9 protein-coding genes are annotated in these 18,825 nt (G+C 45.9%); 3 read left to right on the forward strand and 6 right to left on the reverse strand.

Translation table 11 applies throughout. The features are described from left to right. Positions 1-17: 17 nt before the first annotated feature. Positions 18-3,041 carry a SusC/RagA family TonB-linked outer membrane protein gene (locus DYADSP32_RS27030; protein ID WP_149239845.1) on the reverse strand — a complete coding sequence of 1,008 codons (3,024 nt, stop codon included), beginning with the start codon at positions 3,039-3,041 and terminating at the stop codon, positions 18-20. 372 nt (positions 3,042-3,413) lie between these two features. Between DYADSP32_RS27030 and DYADSP32_RS27035 the strand changes: the two genes are divergently transcribed. Beyond that, positions 3,414-4,544 carry a substrate-binding domain-containing protein gene (locus DYADSP32_RS27035; RefSeq protein WP_414618092.1) on the forward strand — a complete coding sequence of 377 codons (1,131 nt, stop codon included), beginning with the start codon at positions 3,414-3,416 and terminating at the stop codon, positions 4,542-4,544. 111 nt (positions 4,545-4,655) lie between these two features. Here the strand turns inward: DYADSP32_RS27035 and DYADSP32_RS27040 are convergent, their stop codons facing one another. The 4 genes from DYADSP32_RS27040 to DYADSP32_RS27055 form a co-directional block, all read right to left on the reverse strand. Further along, positions 4,656-6,356, reverse strand: coding sequence for a RagB/SusD family nutrient uptake outer membrane protein (locus DYADSP32_RS27040; protein ID WP_149239843.1), 1,701 nt, complete (start codon positions 6,354-6,356; stop codon positions 4,656-4,658). Between the two features lie 10 nt (positions 6,357-6,366). Continuing rightward, positions 6,367-9,777: a SusC/RagA family TonB-linked outer membrane protein gene (locus DYADSP32_RS27045; protein ID WP_149239842.1), complete on the reverse strand. Its 3,411-nt coding sequence runs from the start codon at positions 9,775-9,777 to the stop codon at positions 6,367-6,369. 53 nt (positions 9,778-9,830) lie between these two features. Next, a complete protein-coding gene (locus DYADSP32_RS27050) occupies positions 9,831-10,901 on the reverse strand; it encodes a FecR family protein (protein ID WP_149239841.1) in 1,071 nt (356 codons plus the stop codon). Between the two features lie 94 nt (positions 10,902-10,995). After that, complete coding sequence (locus tag DYADSP32_RS27055; protein ID WP_149239840.1) at positions 10,996-11,568, reverse strand: sigma-70 family RNA polymerase sigma factor; 573 nt, start codon at positions 11,566-11,568, stop codon at positions 10,996-10,998. Between the two features lie 713 nt (positions 11,569-12,281). Between DYADSP32_RS27055 and DYADSP32_RS27060 the strand changes: the two genes are divergently transcribed. Next, the gene (locus DYADSP32_RS27060) at positions 12,282-15,317 is read left to right on the forward strand and encodes a SusC/RagA family TonB-linked outer membrane protein (protein ID WP_149239839.1); all 3,036 of its coding nucleotides are present in this window, start codon (positions 12,282-12,284) and stop codon (positions 15,315-15,317) included. Positions 15,318-15,374: 57 nt separating this feature from the next. Continuing rightward, complete coding sequence (locus tag DYADSP32_RS27065) at positions 15,375-17,057, forward strand: RagB/SusD family nutrient uptake outer membrane protein (protein WP_149239838.1); 1,683 nt, start codon at positions 15,375-15,377, stop codon at positions 17,055-17,057. A 253-nt stretch (positions 17,058-17,310) separates the two neighbouring features. Here the strand turns inward: DYADSP32_RS27065 and DYADSP32_RS27070 are convergent, their stop codons facing one another. Beyond that, positions 17,311-18,774: an alpha-L-fucosidase gene (locus DYADSP32_RS27070; RefSeq protein ID WP_149239837.1), complete on the reverse strand. Its 1,464-nt coding sequence runs from the start codon at positions 18,772-18,774 to the stop codon at positions 17,311-17,313. Positions 18,775-18,825: the final 51 nt, after the last annotated feature.

An 18,825-nucleotide genomic window follows, 5' to 3' on the forward strand; every position in this document is an offset into this window, starting at 1 on the left:
TATAATTGGGATCGAGCTTAAAATGTTACTTGAACACCGCCAAGGAAACTTCTGGACTGTGGATAAACAAAATTGTCCACACCAATCTGCGTATTGGATCCCGCATGTGTATTTACCTCGGGATCATATCCACTGTACTTGGTCACGGTGAATAAATTATTGGCACTCACGTAGAGACGAATAGACTGTATGATTCCGATTTTGGGTACCGTATAGCCCAGTGTCATATTTTTACAGCGCAGGTAGGAACCGTCTTCTACTACGTAATTGGTGATGGGCAAACGCCCTCCCTGAGCAGCACTTACGTACTGGTTGCTTGGGTTGGTTGGCGACCAGCGGTCCACCACACCTTTGAGCAGATTTCGCTGTCCAAGCGGGTTCTCAAAGGATAAACGGCTGGCGTTGTAGATATCATTACCCTGGGATCCCGAGAGAAATACTCCAAAATCAAAACCTTTGAAAGACATGTTGGTTGAAAAACCATAAATGAATTTTGGATTGGGGTTACCTACAATTACCTGGTCGGCAGATGTAATGGTGTTGTCCCCGTTCATATCCTTCACTTTGTGACCACCGAGCCGACCATCGTAGCCGGGCAGTATGGCCTCACCTGTTTGATTCACTCCGTCAAATACGTAGGTTTTAAACATGCCTAGCGGTTGGCCTACTTTAAGAAGCGTGTAGGTGTTTACAAAAGTCTCGTTGGTAACACCGCCATCCAGGTCAAGAACTTTGTTGCGATTGAAGGTTGTATTGGCCGACACGTCCCATTTGAATGCGCCGTTCAGAATACGGGCATTCACAGCCAGTTCAAGGCCTTTGTTCTGCAGTGCAGCAAAATTGCCCGTAATATTATTGTAACCCGAACTCAACGGCAGGGTCTTTACATACAGGAGATCGTCGGTTTTTTTATGGTAAACGTCGGCTATAAAACTGATGCGGTTATTCAGCAAACTTACATCAACCCCAATGTTCGTCTGTGTTGAGCGCTCCCATCTGAGGTCGGGATTGGCGATGCCGTTCGGATTGATACCTGTCGCATAAGTATGATTAAGCATGTAATTGCTTCCTGTTGCAGATACAGTTGCCAGCGACTGATAAGGGTTTATGCCACCTGCATTTCCAGTGATACCATAGCTGGCTCTGAGTTTCAGGTCGGAAAGCCATGTGATGTCTTTCATGAATGGCTCTTCGATGATGCGATAGGCGGCTGAAATCGCCGGGAAAACGCCGTATTTGTGATTTGCCCCAAATTTACTCGAACCATCGATCCTTGCTGTAAGGTCCACAAAGAATTTGTCCTTGAAACCATAGTTTACACGCGCCATGTAAGAGTCAAGTCGCTGACTGGTGCGGCTGCTCGATAAGGTGGTGGTAAGTGCCAACTGAAGTGCTTCGTTTTGTGTAGCGTCGTTCGGGAAACCGTTGGCTGATAATGAATTGCTATTCGCAAGCTCTACCTGTGTGCCAAAAACAGCCGTTGCTTTCAAAGTGTGATTCTGAGCAATGGTTGTGCCGTAGGTCAGGATACTCTCATGCAACAGCGCCAGGTAGTTGACGTTGATCTTGGATGCCGAGCCAGAATTGTCGTTCAGGTCATTCTTGTTTATAATTGCACGAGGTGAGTAACCATTGTAAAGCTCTCCTCTCTGGTCGGCATTGAATGATGCACGGTAGGTTAACCCTTTGAAAATATTAGCCTCTCCATACAGGTTGATCAGCGAACGCTTGATGTTCCGTTCATTCAGGGCAGCAGCAAAGTTGAGTGGATTTACCACCTCACGATACTGCCCATTTGCCTGCTCTCCGAATGGGAAAATGGAGCCATCGGGCCGGTAGGCCTGAAGTGTTGGGGGAGCGCCAATTGCGGCACCAAGCACAGAAGACAGCACGGCTCCACCGTCACCGATGTTGGTGCCGCCGGTTTGGATACCATCGTTAATGGAATAACTGCCCATGATGCTGGTACCAATTTTTATTGCTTTGTTGACCCGGTGATCGAGGTTAACGCTGTATGAATAACGCTTGAAACCGGAACCGATGAAGGTACCCTGCTGATCAAAGTAATTCAGAGAAAGCGCCATTTGTGTTTTTTCACTCCCTCCATTTATTGACAATTGATGATTTTGAATGGGCGCTGTCCTGAAAATCAGTTTTTGCCAGTTGACACCTTCACCCAGTGATGCAGGATTGGCATAATAGTTATTTTTAAATACCTCATTTTCAAGCTGCGCAAATTCTGCCGCGTTCAAAACAGGAAGCATTTTATTGACCTTTTGTGTGCCATAGTAGCTATCGAATACGATGCGGGTTGAACCGCTTTTGCCCCTTTTTGTGGTGATCAGAATGACCCCGTTGGCAGCCCGGGCTCCATAAATAGCCGATGCGGAAGCGTCTTTGAGCACTTCCACTGACTCAATGTCGTTGGGGTTGATGGTCGAAAGCGGGCTTACATCCGTGATTCCACCCCCATTTGAAATCTGAATTCCATCAATGACGTAAAGCGGTTCTGAATTTCCATTGATAGAGTTGGTTCCTCTCACTCTCACACTAATATTTCCACCGGGAGCACCAGAGTTTTGGCTGACCTGCAAACCAGCGACGCGAGCCTGTAATCCCTGGGCGATATTGGCCACGGGTGTCTGCACAAGATCAGCGGCTTTCACCGAAGCAATGGACCCCGTTGTTTCTATCTTTCGCTGGGTACCGTAACCGACTACCACGACTTCTTCAAGTGCTTTCGTGTCCACTTTAAGCGTGACATTGATTCGGGAGCGATTGTTAATTGCGATTTCTTCTTTCAGGTAACCTACAAATGAGAAAACCAGTGTTCCACTTGCGGCGGCCTCTACCGAATACGTACCTTCTGCGTCGGTAAGTGTTCCTTGCTGCGTCCCCTTTACAGTTACACTGGCGCCGGGAATTCCCTCGCCCTGGTCATCGACAACCTTTCCGGAAACCACGTTTTGGGCAAATCCGGAACTTGCCGCTCCCAAATACAGGATGGTTATCAAAAATAGATAGCGTACTTTTTTTAACATAATACGAGTTGTTAGATAAAAGGATGTTTATTTAAATAGTACCAAAATGGATCAAAAATTTCTCAAAACGTTACCGGAGTTTGGTTATTCCTAAATAGTGTCACAATAGCCATTTGGCACTTTTGTTTGAAGATACGTTGCTTGGGATGCAGAATCAAGCATAAATTAAGTCAATTTGATCAGGGATTAGCACAAAAAGTATCGGTAACGTTTGCGGTCACGTTGCCGATATATGGTTATGATTATTTTTTATATGAAAATTTTATTCTAAGAAAATGAGATATATTTGAATGTGGATTTGCATCGAAACTTTATAACTATTGAAATAATACAATGATTGGCTGCCCGAAATGTAAAGATGTGGGTTCAATAATGAAGGCCGGATATGTTCGTAACAAGCAACGGTATGTCTGCAAGAGTTGTAATTACTTTTTCACCTTGGCCGATCCCGGTGATGTTACCAAAAAGCCAAAGAGCCGGCGACATCAGACCACCATTATTGACATTGCTAAGTTCACCGGGGTTTCCAATTCGACGGTGTCACGGGCGCTGCACGGGCATTCAGATATCAGTCCGGATACAAGAAGAGCAGTGCTGGAGGCTGCGGCACAGATGGATTATCAGCCCAATCAGCTGGCGCACAATCTCGTAACCAGCAAGACGAACACAATCGGCATGATTGTTCCGGAATTCCATAATCCGTTTTTCCCGAATGTGATCATCGGTGCGCATGAAGTACTCACCGAGGCTGGTTACAATCTTACCATCATGCAGTCGAACGAATCCTATTCCGTGGAGGTGTCTAATACCAAAACCATGCTGGCCAACCGGGTAGATGGCCTGCTGATTTCGCTCACCCAGGAAACGAACAATTTTGATCACCTGAATGTGTTTGTGAAAAGAGGGATTCCCTTAATACTTTTCAACCGGGTCTGTGAGCATGTGGATGCCTCCAAGGTGGTGGTGAATGACTTTGAGGCATCGTTTTCTGCCGTTGAACATTTAATTCTGAGCGGATATGACCGTATTGCACACTTGGGTGGTCCACTCAACCTGTCCGTAAGTAGGGAACGTTTGCGGGGCTACAAGTCGGCGATGGCCAAGTATGGTAAAAGAATTGAGGAAAATATGGTGATCCAGGGAATGCTGACCCAGCAGAAAGCCAGGATATACGGTAAATATCTGTTGGAACTGGATAGTAGGCCGGATGCTATTTTTGCTGTAAATGACTCTTCAGCCATTGAAATCATGCTGATGGCCATGGAGAAGGGAATCAAAATCCCGGAGGAGTTGGGTGTTGTAGGTTTCAGTGACAATCCGGAGTCGGCATATATCGGTCCGGGGCTTACCACAGTACGGCAGCCTACCTTGAAGATGGGAAAAATCACTGCGGCGGGAATACTTCAGCTCATCGACGGAGAGGAGGATTTTCGGCTTCCTAATGAGACTATGTTGAAAACCGAATTGGTCATCAGAGGTTCGTCGTGTCGGAATGGGCGATAAAAGTCATGGTTTTTTCAACACCTCCTGCTTTTATGTCATACAAAAAAGAAAGCAACGCACTGGCGAAACATCGTATTTCACCAGTGCATTGCTTAATTCTTTGAACTGTATTTATTCCCAGCCTGGGTTTTGTTTCAGGGCGGGGTTTATTTCAATTTCCTGACCGGGAATTGGCCAAATTACGTGGCGGTCCTGAAATCCTCTGGTCAGGAGGTTGTCGCCAACAATACTCTTTTCAATAACACCCGCTGTGTATTGTTTAAGTAATCCCCACCGCTTCAGATCGAAATAACGGTGGCCTTCACCCGCCAGTTCCACGGCACGTTCGTGAATGATTCTTCGGGTCATTTCCGCTTTTCCTGACACGGCCAGGGCTGGTATGCCGCTGTTCAAGGCCGGCATTTTGGATCTGGCTCTTACTTTATTCAACTCTGCAATACTCTTATCCAGTTGCCCTGCTTCATTGTATGCTTCAGCCAGCATCAGCATCACATCTGCCAGTCGGATCAGCGGGAAGTTGAAAGGGGTATGGGCGCGGTCGAATAACTGTCCACCTAAATCAGCCTCAGGAACGAATTTTCTCCAGACGTAGGTCATCCAGCTCCGGTTGTTGCGGATTTGGCCAAAGTTTTCGTTCACACCTGTCGCCAGTACCAGTTGCATATTCCGGGGCGCGTTGGCATTCCAGCCAAGTTGCCAGGAGTAGGGGACTACCAGCGACTGCATCATGCGGGGGTCTCGGTTTCGGTAAATGGCACCAAGCTTGGCCGTATCAGGCACGCTGGTATAAGTCCCGCTAGTATGGGTGGCGATCATGGCCTTCTTTTTTACATCGTTGCTGGTGGTATATCCTGGAAAATGCGTTTCCCAATTGAACGGAGTGCCATCTTTATTTTCGTACATATCTGCCAAAGTTGTGCTAGGCATACCGTTGTTCCAGCAGCTTCCAAAAGTAGATCGCGTGCCCAGGTAAAATGCGAAGGGCATTCCATACGGAAATCCAACCCCACCCTTATTTTGAATAGCAAAGATCATCTCGCTGCTTTCGTCTCCGGTCAGGTTGAACAAACCCGCGTAATTGGGATACAATGCGTATCCGTAAGCGTTGGTTTTGTTGTATACCACTTCTTCAAAGTCGGTGATCGCTTTGGTCCATTCTTTGTTAAACAAATATAATTTTCCACGCATCGCCGTTGCAGCGCCCTTTGTAATTCTACCTTTGTGCACCGCGGCATAAGTTACTGGCAGGTTATCTATAGCGTAGGTGAGATCTGCAGTGATGAACGCCCGAACCTGTTCGTCTGTACTGCGTGGTGAAAGCAATTTGTTGAAGTCTGCGTTCAGGTCCACCGTTTCATCGTACAAGGGGACACCTCCGTAAAGGTTGAGGAGGTTGAAATAGAATAAACCTCTGAGGAAGCGGCATTCAGCAATGAATACCTTTTTTACATCCTCCCCAATGGCCATGCCACTGATATTCCGAATGGCTGTATTTGCTTTTTGGATGCCATCGAAATTGGATCTCCAGGTATTGACAATGATACCGGTTCTGTTTGTAAAGGCACCTCCGATGATGTCACCGAAACCCTGAGCGTCGTATCCGATGGCAATATCGGTGCCATTGTCGTTCATGTTGTACAATCCCAGCAGGTTGGCATTTTTCATATTGGCATAAACGCCCAGTACACCCTGCAAGGCGTGTGCCTCTGTTTTCCAGAAAGAACTGGTACTCACCTGATCGTAGGGCTTGGTGTCGAGGTCATAGCATGAGCTGACAACAAGGGTTAATATTAGAATAAGTATCTTTTTCATTTTCAATTCGTTAAAATGTGATGTTGATTCCGAACAAAGCTTGTTTCAGGGTGGGGTACTGTGTACCGTTTACCTCAGGATCAAATCCTTTGTATTTGGTAAAAGTGAGGTAATTCTCCAAGCTGCCGTAAACTCTGAATGAACCTATTTTCGCATGTTTGGTAATGCTTGCAGGCAGCGTATATCCGAGCTGGATGTTCTTCAAACGCCAATAGGCTTTGTTCTGAAGCCAGAAATCACTGGCGCGTGTATTCCTTACATCGGTGTAATTGAGCATACGGGGATAGGTGGCGTCCGTTCTACCGGCATACCATCTTTCTTTGGCAATCGTTTCGTTGATCTGGTATCCTTTACGTACACCCGTGGTGTGGTACAGGTCGTGCCAGATTACCTGCAAGCCTGAGGTTCCCTGCACGAGCATGGAGAAATCAAATCCTTTATAATCGAATCCAAGGTTAACACCATAAGAAATACGTGGAGCCGTTCCGTTGCCTACTGTTACCCGGTCGTCGTCATTAATAATACCATCTCCGTTGTTGTCCTTGTATAAAAAATCCCCGTATTGCGGCGTTCCGTAGGATGCAAAGGGGTTTCGTTTTGCGCCGGTTACAGGATCCAATGGTGCGTTGGCGATCATGGCTTGTACTACGGCCATATCTGCTTCGGTCTGTACCATCCGGTCTACGGAGAGAATGTATTGGGTATTGATAGCATAGCCTTCCTGCAATAAGTTGGTGCCGGAAATGGTACGATCCTTTCCTTTGAACCTGGTTACCTCATTATTCACAAAAGTGAAATTCCCGCCAACACGATAGTTGAAGTCACCGATCCGATCCCTGTAATTCAGGTTCAGTTCAATACCTTTATTTACCACTTCTGCGGCATTTTGTGTAGGAATTGTGGCATTTCCCACCACCAGAGGGGCGGGCAGGTTGATCAGAATGTTCTTGGTCTTTTTGTCGAAGAGTTCCAGCGAACCACCCAGCTTGTAATTGAACAGGTCAAAGTCCAGGCCCAGGTTGGTGATGTACGTGCTTTCCCAGGTTAATGCAGGGTTGGAGAGCGCATTTTGTGCGAAGCCGACAAACAGGTTATTATTGAGGATGTAATTGGCCGAGGCGTAAACCGCCTGATATTCATAATTTTTTACTGAATTATTTCCAAGGGAACCGTAGGAGGCCCGTACTTTCAGGCTGGGTAACCAGTCAACTTTAAAGAACGACTCTTCGGAAATCCGCCATCCTGCCGAGAACGATGGGAACAATCCCCATCTGCTCGATCCTTTGGCAAAGCGGGAAGTTCCATCACTGCGCAGATTGGCCTCGAATAGATATTTTTCTTTCCAGTTCAGGTTAATTCTGCCGAAGTAAGATCGCATGGCCCAGTCTGTAATGTTCCCACCGGCCGCAGCGTCCAGTGTGGCGGCATCAATTACGCTAAGCTGTGGATCGATCAAATCCATTTTGCTTGCCGAAAACCAGTCTCTGCGGTACATTTCCTGGCTGGCTCCTACCATGGCATTGATGGCCAGGTGCTTGGCGACTGTGAGGTCGTAGCGAATCAGCCCATCCATGTAATAGTTGTAATTCTTAGTGTTGTTGTTTGTCACAGAGGTGCGGCCGGTTCCTGCTGTAGCCACCGTGTTGTTGTAGAAATTCCATCGATCGTTGAAGACGGGTTGACTCCTGGTGAGGGTGTCATCCAATGAGTAGTTGAAAGAACCCTCGATACTCAGCCCCTTCATCGGACGTAGTTTTCCATAAAACCGACTTGATATTTTATTCATTTTAATATCGCCCTTGTTCCTGTACAGGCTGTGCAGCGCATTGTTGGCCTGGGGATCGTCCTCAGGATTGTTTGGTGATCCGAACCGACCATCGGGTGCTCTCAATACCATGCCGGGGATACTTGCACCCGAAAAGGTAAACACATCGGCAATCGAGTTTGTAGAAATATCTGTGTTGGCCACAATACCATTTAACATCGTGCCCAGGGTCAGCCAGGGCTTGACGTCTGTTTCGAGATTGACACGGGCGGAATAGCGCTTGTATGTTGAGCGTTCTATAATTCCGGGGTTGTTCAGGTAGCCAAAGGAACCAAAATACCGGATGGTGTTGCTGCCTCCCGAAAATGAAATGTTATGATTCTGAAGCATGTTTTTCTTGAATACTTCATCGGTCCATTCCGTGTTCGGGTACTTGATCGGGTTGCGTCCGGCGTCTTCTCTCCACTCGTTAATTTTCCCTTGAGAGAATATCGGAGTTGCATTGGGGTCTGAGTTTTTGAATCCTTCATTCATCAGCTCCATGTAGTCGGCGTAGTTGGAGACCGTCTTCACTACATTTGAAGGTTTGGCGGACGAGAAGAAAGCGTTGTAATTTACCTTAAACTCACCTGCTTTCCCTTTTTTGGTTGTGATCAGGACCACACCATTGGCGGCACGGGAGCCATAAATCGCTGCCGAGGATGCATCCTTCAATATAGAAATGGTTTCTACATCCTGCGGGTTCAACTGGTTCATGTCCCCAATAACCCCGTCAATGACAACCAGGGGATTGGAATTGTTCAATGTCCCCTGGCCACGGATTCGTATGGTCGCTCCGTCATTTCCAGGGCGACCGCTTCCTTGATTAATCGATAGTCCCGCTGCTAATCCTGAAAGCCCGGCCGATAGCGAGGTAATGGGCCGGCTTTCCGTTTCCTTTCCTATATCCACAGTAGAAACTGCGCCGGTAAGGTTGACTTTCTTTTGTGTTCCGTAGCCCACCACAACCAATTCGTCCAGCGATCGATTATCCTGACGAAGGGTAACCGCCAGCTGGGTTTGATTACCAATCGTTACTTCCTGAGAGGTGTAGCCCACAAAGCTGAAAATGAGTACGTCGGCGTTGTCCGGTGTTTCAATGCTGAAATTTCCATCAGTATCGGTGGTTGTACCTTTGGAGGAGCCTTTGATGATAATACTGACACCCGGCAGCGTTTCTCCTTTTTCATCCTTCACGGTACCGTTAATTACCTTTTCAACCGTTGCAGTGGGGGAGTCGTCAGTGACCGCGCTTTTCGCAGCGGCTTGTTTGGTAATGATGATAAATTGACCGCTCAAACCGAAAGTCAGCTGATGTGGAGGAAGCAGGTTGTTGAGCAACTGCTCCACGCTTTGCTTTTCCCTGGTGATATTATTTTGTTTGTTGGAAATAATGGAAGGGACATAAGAAAATCGCACCTGGGTTTTGGATTCGATTTCGCTCAAAACCGACTCCAGCGATCGCATTCCTTTTTGCAGGCTCACCTGTTTTTTGAGTAGCTCCTGTAAGGAGTCGGCAAAGGTGTTTCCTGCCATTAACAGCAACACAAATGTCAAAGACGACATTCGGGCTATCAAAGAGGAAATTGGATTTGGTAGATGTTTTTTGTTTCTCATAGGTTAAGGGATTAAGATAGGATACTCGGTTAAACTTATGGTTTTAATCGGCGCTACTCACAGGTGCTCGGCTTCATGATTATTTCACCATCAATTACTTCATAACTTGTCTGCAGGGTTTGACAAATGATGTTGAGTTTGGAATAAAATGGCTCGTCTTTTAATCTTACACTGATGGTGCAGTTCTTGTATTGTTGCTCGTCATAGATGATCGGGATGCCATAGGTATTCTGCAGATCCTTAAAGACTGTTTCCAGGCTGGTGTTGCGGTATTCAAATAGCGATACTGGTTGGATAGGTGTGGGGTTGGCAGTAAGGCTTTTTTCGAGTTCTTTTTGTTTATTTGAAAAATTCCTGGCAGTGAAAACGACCTTCTGGTTTGGCTGTACAAGTACTTCTTCACTTCTGAATATGTTTGACTTTTCAACAGCAACCTTACCGGTTCTTACTTCAACAGCGTATTTTTCCTGGATTGCTGAAATGGTGAAACTGGTGCCCAGTACCCTTGTAGTGACATCTTTTGTGTAAATCACGAAGGGGAGCTGTTCATTCCTCTTTACATCAAAGAAAATTTTTCCTGACATGCTTACCTCTCTTTTCTTAGGGTCGGGTGCGAGGTCAGTTCCCAAATGAGCGGAAAAATGAAGCCGTGCGCTTGGCGATAATTCAATTTGGGTTGAATCCGGCAACTGAAAACGCTGAATGGTATCAGAGTGGTTGGCTATCTCAATTAACTGCTCGGCAGCCAGAAATGCCTTCGCGCGCATTTGATTGTCTGGTTTCTGAAGAAACATCAGGGAGGAGGCAGCAATAATAAAAGTAAGTGAAGCCGCAACGTAGAGTGGATTCAACTTCCTGCGCCACCATAGCATGGCGGGTTCCCGAGTGGAGTCCAAGATGCGTTCAACCTCCACATCCAGATCATCTTCCGTGAAGTCTGCAGTTCCTTCATTCCAGGCAATGAGTAAAGTATAGGCGGCTTCTGCCAGCGGCTCTTTCTCTGGTAATTGGAGCAACAGTGTGGGCCAAATGGGATGATCCGCTGGCTTACCTGCCAAAACCCACTCCCGAAAGTCAGCGTCAGTCAGAAAATCTTTGAGATCGTATCCTGTGTATTTTTCCATGGTTATAATCACCTTGATTATTCCCTTAATCCACAGGATTAGTCATTATCATTGAAAAAATGAAAATTTTTTTTGAAAGGTTTAAATTCACCCATCAGCAGGGTATTATCATGCTATATGTGATAAGGATGAGCTGCAGAGATGGCCACAGCTCTTTCAAATTGCGGAGACTAAGGTGAATCAGATTCGCTACGGCGGGTTTGGAGATGCCCATCACGCCGGCTATTTCATCATTGCTGAGATCCTGAAAAAAACGCAGATAGATTACTTCACGCTGGCGGGTGGTTAGCTGATCCATTGCCTGGTTGAGATGCCTGGTGGTTTGCTTTTTTGTCTCACCCGCAATCCAGATGTCCTCAAAGGAATTTTCTGCCGGATCCGCGGTATTGTCAAGGGCAGTAAATCGGTTACTATTTCGTTTCGCTTTGTAAATCTGATTTCTCAAACTCACCAACAGGTAGGGTTTTACAGCGTCGATATCCGAAAGAGATGCCCTTCGTTCCCAAAGATGCGTGAAAACGTCATGAATGCAGTCTTTGACCAATTCCGGATGATTGGGTTCTATCCTTACTCCATAACTGAGGAGTGCCCGATAATGGAAACGGATCAGGGTTTCAAATGCCAACCGATCACCGTTTTTAAAGTTTTTCCAGATACAACTATCCATCTTTAATCACCAATCATATACTATTAAGAAAATCAACCAGAGGGGCATTTTAATGGCATCCCGATTCTTCTGCAGCAACGTTTCTCAGCCTGGGAGCCTATTTAGCATTGTGAGAATACCGATACTGTTTTTATCACAAAATAAAAGGTGTTTTAATTTCGCAACAGCTGTTTCTGGTTCATTACATTCTGTTGATAACTACAAATTTAAAGAATGGATGCTTACCGGAAATGATTCTTACGAGGGTAATAGTACCGTTGGATGGACATTTTTTCAGCATCATAAAGGCAGATCCGCCTGTAAGAACCCAGTTGTATTGTTTGCAGCATGCTTATCTGTTTATGGCTGATTTTTAGTTCAATTATGAAATAAATCCTATTACTCCTCAACCTTCCGAAACAGAGCCCGACGCACAATGTTGTGAAAAATTGAAAATTGTCCAAAAAAAAAGCTGTACAATTCTATTTTGGCAACGTTCCCGACAACGATTGCATAAATAAATCTTTGTAATATCTTTTTCTACAATTGTAATTAACTAATCTTCCTTTGCTTAAACGAGCAAAAAGTAGGTGAATCGGCCACTATTTTCTTGAATGGATACAATTTCTTGGCTGCCTGGGATCCTAAGCTTTTCGGGCGGATAAAGTGCAAAGTTCGACAGATCAATTATAAGTGCGTTTTTAATTAATAGAAATAATAAACGATAATGAAGTATGTTTAAAAAGCTACAAAGTGCCTCAGCCCTCGGCCTGTTGTTAGTTTCTGGCCTTACGGTCACGACCAATCAGGCCCTTGCCCGATCCGATGCGAAGATGTCAGGAACGCTGACCGTTCGCCAGTCTGCAAGTCATTTGAAAGCGGCTCTCGATATTAGCGGAAAAGTTACCGGCGATAATGGAGAAGAATTACCTGGTGTAAGTATTCTGCTAAAGGGAACCACCACGGGCGCTACCACCGACATCAATGGAACGTTCAAACTGACCATTCCCGAAGGAAACGCCATACTTGTGTTTTCGTATGTGGGCTATATCAGTCAGGAAATTCAGGTTAGCAATCGTTCGATTATCGATGTAAAGCTTCAGGTGGATACCAAAGCGCTTGAGGAAATTGTGGTGGTAGGATACGGTACCATGAAAAAAAGTGATGTTACCGGTGCGATCACTTCGGTAAAAGCGAAAGATATTACCGCCATCCCAACCACCAATGCACTTCGCTCTTTGCAGGGTAAAGTTTCGGGGGTAGATATCACCCAAACATCCGGCCAGCCCGGTGCAAACATCAATATCGTACTGCGTGGAAACCGCTCCCTGAAGGCTGATAACAAGCCATTGGTATTGGTGGACGGCATTCCTTATGGTTCTTTTATTGATATTAACCCCACAGACATCGCCTCCATCGAAGTATTGAAAGACGTAGCGTCCACCGCGATTTATGGAACACGTGGCGCCAACGGGGTCATTATCATCACAACGAAAAAGGGTGTTGCGGGAAAATCCAGCCTATCTGTTAACTCTTATGTTTCCATGAATAAGAAAGCATTGTATCCCCGCATGATGAATGGCGAGGAATATGCGCAGCAGAAACGTGAAGCGTACCGGACAACCAATGGTGATGTATACCGGAAGGATGAAGATATTTTTCAGGTAACAGAACTACAATACATTAAAGACAGACAATTTGAAGATTGGCAGAGCTATATCTTCCACAACGGGTTGATGCAGAATTATGAGGTTAATCTTACTGGTGGCAGTGAGAAAACAACCTTCGCCACCTCTTTCGGATACCAGAAAGATAAAGGTTTATTGCTTAACGATGTTTACAGAAGACTGAACGGTAAGATCAGTGTGGATCATAAGCTCAACAGCAGAATTCGCGTTGGCTTAAGTGCTATTTATTCCTATAAAAACCAGGATAAAAGAGACAATCCGCTGAACATGGCCAACAAAATCCTTCCGATTGCCAAGGCGTTCAACGACGATGGTACACTGAACCTGAATCCTGCGCCAGGTTACAGTGCGCAGTTTAATCCGCTGGCCGATGAGCAGCCAGGTGTTTTTGTAAACAATATTAGGGATAAGAGATTATTTGCAACCGCTTACCTTGATGTGAAAGTGACAAAGGATCTATTCCTGAAATCGATGATCGGTTTGGATAACACGGATTACCGAAGAGGTTATTACAAAGGTTACAACACCATTGCCAACGTAGGACGAAACTCTGTTTCAGGTGTTGAAATCAACAACGGCTTCAATTATACGTGGGAAAACACGCTGAATTATAACAAAACCGTTGGGATTCACCAGATTCAGGGCTTGTTAGGAACCAGTTCGCTGGGTACCAATTTTGAAGAATATACCTCTTCGGGTAATAACCAGGCTTCGCCGATCACCTCTTTTCACGATCTGAACTCCAATACGATTTCGAAGGTGATTGGAAGTAAATTGAGACAAACGCGTATCGCTTCTTTCTTTGGAAGAGTCAACTACAAGCTGAATAACAAGTATATCTTCCAGGCTTCTCTTCGTACCGACGGATCTTCTGTATTGGCAAAAGGTAATAAATGGGGGTACTTCCCGTCGGCATCTGCTGCCTGGCGGATTATTGAAGAACCTTTTTTGCAAAACAGTGAGGTCGTAAATGACCTGAAAGTTCGGGTAAGCTGGGGTAAATCGGGTAACGCAGCGATTGATCCTTACGCAACGCTGGGCGGTTTGGGATTATCGGCCTATGCATTCGGAACAAGCGCCGCCTTCGGATATGCACCCAACGTGGTTGAAAATCCGGCCCTTACCTGGGAAACAACAGGCACATGGAATGCGGGTCTTGACTTTGGGTTTTTTCAGAACAAGATTTCAGGTAACATAGATGTATATAAATCGCTGACAAAGGATTTGCTTCTGCCAAGTCTGCTGCCGACACACTCGGGATATCCCGATATTCTCAAAAATGTAGGACAGGTTCAAAACCGGGGGATTGAACTTTCGGTCACTACGCAAAACCTGAATGCGAAATCATTCAACTGGTCGACGGATTTCACATTTACTTTGAACCGTGAAAAAATAGTAGCCCTGAACGACGGGGTAACACGTAATGAGGCCAACAGCTGGTTTGTGGGTGAGCCTACCAAGGTGTTCTACAACTATAAGAAAATCGGGATCTGGCAGCTTGGTGAAGAAGAGGCAGCCAAAAATTTCGGCAGCAACAAACCTGGCGATGTGAAGGTAGCGGATATGAATGGAAACGGCGTTGTGGATCCGGGTGACAGAACAACTTTTTCCCAGGTGCCTAAGTTCTCGCTGGGTGTTAACAACCACTTCGAATACAAAAACTTCGATGTGAGTGTTTTTGTGTTTGCACGTGTTGGGCAGTTTATCAATTACGAGTACAATGCTTCCGCCTACAAGCCTAGTGCACTGGAAAATTCGTCAAATGTAGATTACTGGACACCTGAAAATCCTACCAATGCTTTCCCAAGACCAAACAGTTCTTACTCGACAACCAACTATTTGTATCAGTCGACGCTAGGTTATGTGGATGGTTCCTTCCTGAAAATTCGTGATGTGTCGCTGGGTTACAACATCCCGTCAGCAGTCGTGAAAAGAATCGGAATAGGAAGAGTTCGGGTTTACGGAACATTACAAAACTATTTCACTTTCAGCAAAATCAAAGACTACGATCCGGAACGCGGAGGAGATCTGAGCTTCCCGCTGGTGAAACAGATGATCTTTGGTGTTAACATCGATTTTTAATCCAATAGTCACCTGACTTACCTGATAAAGAAATAAAATATTCAAAACGATATTCCAATGAAAACCAAAATTATAGCTTTATGCATGGCATTTTCCCTGGCTGGGTTAACGTCCTGTGAAGATTATCTGACTGAGTCCAATAAGAGCGGCCTTACGGCAGACCCGTTTTTTGCAACTGAACTGGGTATTACTGCCGCAGTGAATGCAAGTTACTCGGGAACCAGATTGTGGTATGGTAAAGAGTTTCCAATGGCTTTTACAGAAACCGGAACGGACCTTTTTGTAAGGGGGGGCGATAACAAGGCCAATCAGATTTCGGATTACACGGTGGATTTGAATGGTGCACAGACCAATCTGAAAGATTCCTGGGGGCATTTATACAAAGCACTGAACACTTGTAACACAGCGCTTAAATTGCTTCCTTCACCTGTTTTGAGCGACGCCCTGAACAAACAATATGCAGGAGAGGTAAGGTTTTTACGCGCCCATTATTTATGGCTGATTACCGAAACCTGGGGAGATGTTGTGCTTCTGACCGAACCGACGGTTGGGGAAGTAACAACCGCGAAAAGATCCAGTGTTGAAGAGTTTTACAAAGTTATTTTTGATGATCTCAATATTGCCATTGCAAATCTTGCGGCTCAAAAATCTTCAACGGGTCGTATCACCCAGGATGTGGCAAAAGCATTTAAGGCGCGTATGTGTCTGACACGTGCAAGTGCTACCAACAATGCTGCCCTTTATGCGGAAGCGGCGACCTTGGCAAAGGAAGTAATTGCATCGGGTCGTTACACATTGTTCAGCGATTTCAAATCGCTTTGGGATATGAAAAATTCGGAAGGCGGAGCCAATTCGGAGGTGGTTTATTATGTCAACTACACCAATGATGACACCATGAATGGCGATTTTGATCCGGCTGCAGGTAAAGGAAATAACAGTCATTTACATTTTATCATGGTGTACGACAAACAGCCCGGCATGGAGCGGTCTATTCTTTACGGCCGTCCTTACCAACGATACGTTCCCACCTTGCGGCTACTTGATCTGTTTGATGAAAAGGTGGATCAGCGTTACCACGGAACATTCCAGACCGTCTGGAAAGCAAATATGGCCAACCTGAAAGCGGGTACAGTGAATGGATACGCGAAAATGGCATTGGGCGATACGTCGATGTTATTTCTGAAGTCTGCTGCGACACCAGCTCAGATCGCGAATGCTGCAAACAAATACAAGATTTATGATCGTAACACGATGTATAAAGCCGATGGAACGCTGCAAACCCGTTCTCAGTTTATTCAGATGAGCAAACACATGGATCCAACCCGTTTGACTGCCAATCAGGAATGGAGTTCACGGGATGGTTTTGTGATCCGCATTGCCGAAATGTATCTGATCGCGGCAGAAGCGCAGATGACCACCGCTCCCGCAGAGGCATTGAAATATATGAATGACCTGCGCAAAAAACGCGCCATCCCGGGTAAAGAAGCAGACATGGAAGTGGCGGCTAAGGATTTGAATATTGATTTTATTCTCGAGGAACGTGCACGCGAGCTTGCCGGTGAAATGCATCGCTGGTTTGACCTGAAACGTACAGGAAAACTGGTTAGCTATGTTCAGAAATACAATATGGACGCTAAAGCAAACATCAAGGAAACCCATATGCTTCGTCCGATTCCTCAGGTTGAGCTGGATGCTGTTACCAATAAGGAGGAGTTTAAGCAGAATCCGGGGTATAACTAGGGAGTGAGATGTGACCGGGCCGCCGGGCGGATGTGCGATGTTTTGAAATAGTTTTGGACCGGATTGCTTTAGCTTTCCGGTCTTTTTTTAAGGGGCTATTCATGTTTTTTGTCAGACCTTCCATGGTCGCATGAAGGATTGTTCAACATGTCGGTTTGGGTTTCGGGTGCATTTGCGATGTATATTTTGAAACAACAAAAAAGCGGCCAGGATGTTTTATCACACTGGCCGCTTTGGGTTATTGCTTATATTTTTACTCTGAATCTTTGTACAGACCAAACTCACTGATGGCTACACTAACGGGTGATTTGGTGATGCGAAGCCTGAATTTTTTTCCTATCACCGGAATTTCAAGTTTTACCAGTCTTTTGGCTCCAATGCTTGTGCCCTTGTGGATTTCCTTCCAGTCGTTTCCTTCCCATACATCCACCGCAAAACCCTCAATCCGCTGTCCCAGCTTGATGTACTCCTGGATCGAAATGATGTCGAATGTGATGGGTTGGCTTAGTTCCATAATTACTTCGGGCGTTTTGAAGTCGTCATCTGTGGCCCAGTAGGATTCCGGTTTGCCGTCCAGTATGTTTTTAGCACTGTAAATGGAATTGTATCCCTTCACATTGACAGCTCTGGATGCTGCTCTGGCCACCAGGTTCGAGGCAAAAGTATTTTTCACACGATCTCCAAACGATTTCAGCGCTGCAACGTCATCATCATGCAGCAGACCTCTGGTATCCGGAGCAAGGCCAAGATCCAGTGCGGCACCACGGCCTACACTTTTAAAATAAAGATCCCAGAGTTTTTCAGGTGTTTTAGGTTTTTGATCCGGGTGGTAGAACCAACCCTTGCGAAGGGGTACGTCACACTCTGCCGGAATCCAGAATTTGCCGTTGCGCGTTCCTCCGGGATTTTCGTCTGCGTTGGCCTGCCCGGGTACCGCAACATTCTGGCCTTTCGACGGCACAGGCGTCAAGGTAGCCCACGAGGTTTCGTTTACACTGCCATCCTCATTTCCTGCCCAGCGAACGTCCCAGCCTATGTCACTGAAAATATTGGCGGTGGGTTGCAGTTTACGTGTGAGATTGGTCCAGGTGGAATCCCACTGATAGTAGGTGGTGTTATCAATGGAGCGTTTTTCCCTGGCTCCGCCGTAATATCCATCTCCACCATTGGCACCATCATGCCACGACATAAACAAAGGGCCGTAATTGCTGTACAATTCCTTCAACTGGTCACGGTAGATCTGAAGATATTCCGGTGTGCCATACTTGGCGTTGTTTCGATCCCAGGGCGAGCAATAAACACCAAATTTAAGACCGTGTTTCCGTGCCGCATCGGCTACTTCTTTTACCATATCCCCTTTTCCATCGCGAAACGGGCTCTTTGAGATGTTATAGTCGGTTGTTTTGGTCGGCCATAACGCAAAGCCGTCGTGGTGTTTGGCTACAAAGACGATGCCTCTCAGCCCACCGGCTTTTGCTGCCAGAATGATTTGTTCTGCATTAAATTCCTTTGGATCAAATAGCTTGGGATCTGCGTCTCCATAGCCCCATTCCTTATTTTCAAAAGTAGTAGGTGTAAAATGAATCAGTCCATACACCTCTGTTTCATGCCATGCAATCTGCCTTGGAGCGGGCACTGCGCCATAGGGTTTTGGCGGACTTTGGGAAAATGCGGGTATTGCCGCCAGAAGAATGAGCGCAACAAGCTGTTTTATCATTTTAGTCAGGGGTCAGGTCTGGTAGAGATTATGTGGACAATTACCAGGTAA

This window comes from Dyadobacter sp. 32 (assembly GCF_902506755.1).
In the GTDB taxonomy this organism is placed as follows: domain Bacteria; phylum Bacteroidota; class Bacteroidia; order Cytophagales; family Spirosomataceae; genus Dyadobacter.